The following is a 1077-nucleotide window of genomic DNA, read 5'->3' as shown; positions in this document are numbered from 1 at the left end:
GGTCACCCCCGGGATCCCGGCGGCGGCCTCGGCCGCTTCCCGGCAGTTGGCCCCGGCCACCAGCACCTGGAGGTCGTCGCCCAGTTGGTGGGCGGCCGCCAGGGTGTTGAGGGTCGCCTCGCCCAGCCGGCGGTGGTTGTGTTCGGCAATAACCAGAATAGCCATCAGATCACCTTTGCTTCGTGTTTGAGTTTGTCGACCAGCTCGGCCACGCTGCCCACCCGGACTCCGGCCCGGCGCGGCGCCGGCGGCTCCACCCTGAGGGTGGTCAGGCCGGACGCCGGCTCGACGCCGAGCCCGGCGGCGGCGAGCACCTCCAGGGGCTTGCTCCTGGCCTTCATGATGTTGGGCAGGGAGGCGTAGCGCGGCTGGTTGAGCCGCAGGTCGGTGGTGATCACCGCCGGCAGGGCCAGCTCCAGGGTCTGCAGGCCGCCGTCCACCTCCCGGGTCACCCGCACCTTGCCGTCGGCGAAGGCCAGGGCCGAGGCGAAGGTGCCCTGGGGCAGTCCGGCCAGGGCGGCGAGCATCTGGCCGGTCTGGTTGTTGTCGGAATCGATGGCCTGCTTGCCCAGCAGCACCAGGTCGGGCCGCTCGCGGTCGACCACCGCCTTGAGCAGCCGAGCCAGGGCGAGGGCGCCGGGCTCGGCGTCGGTTTCCACCAGCAGGGCCCGATCGACGCCCAGCGCCAGGGCCGCGCGCAGCTGCTCCTGGGCCTGGGCCGGGCCCACCGACACCACCACCACTTCCCGGGCCAGGCCCTGCTCCTTGAGCCGCACCGCCTCTTCCACCGCGATCTCGCAGAAGGGGTTCATGCCCATCTTGACGTTGGCCAGCTCCACGCCCCTGTGATCGGGCCTGACCCGGACCCTGACGTTGTAATCGACGACCCGTTTAACGGTTACCAGTACTTTCATCGCAATACCTCGGTTTCAATCCCAAAAACAGCGGCCGGTCTGGCCGGCCCGCGCCATGTCTCAAATCACCGCTTCCGCCCGCAGGCGGCGGATTTCGGCCTCGTCCAGGCCGAGCCGCTCCGCCAGCACCCGGCCGGTGTCGGCCCCGAGCCGGGGCCGACAC

The 1077-nt window shown here is 70.8% G+C and carries 1 protein-coding gene; it reads right to left on the bottom strand.

Annotated elements, in window-relative coordinates:
* Positions 1 to 164: 164 nt before the first annotated feature.
* Entirely contained in the window at positions 165 to 914 is a 750-nt protein-coding gene (locus CGX12_RS19255; protein WP_094041460.1) for an electron transfer flavoprotein subunit beta/FixA family protein, read from the bottom strand.
* Positions 915 to 1077 lie beyond the last annotated feature (163 nt).

This window comes from Zobellella denitrificans (assembly GCF_002237365.1).
Taxonomy (GTDB): domain Bacteria; phylum Pseudomonadota; class Gammaproteobacteria; order Enterobacterales; family Aeromonadaceae; genus Oceanimonas; species Oceanimonas denitrificans.
The sequence above is the reverse complement of the archived record's forward strand: the minus strand, read 5'-3'. Positions and strand labels throughout refer to the sequence as shown.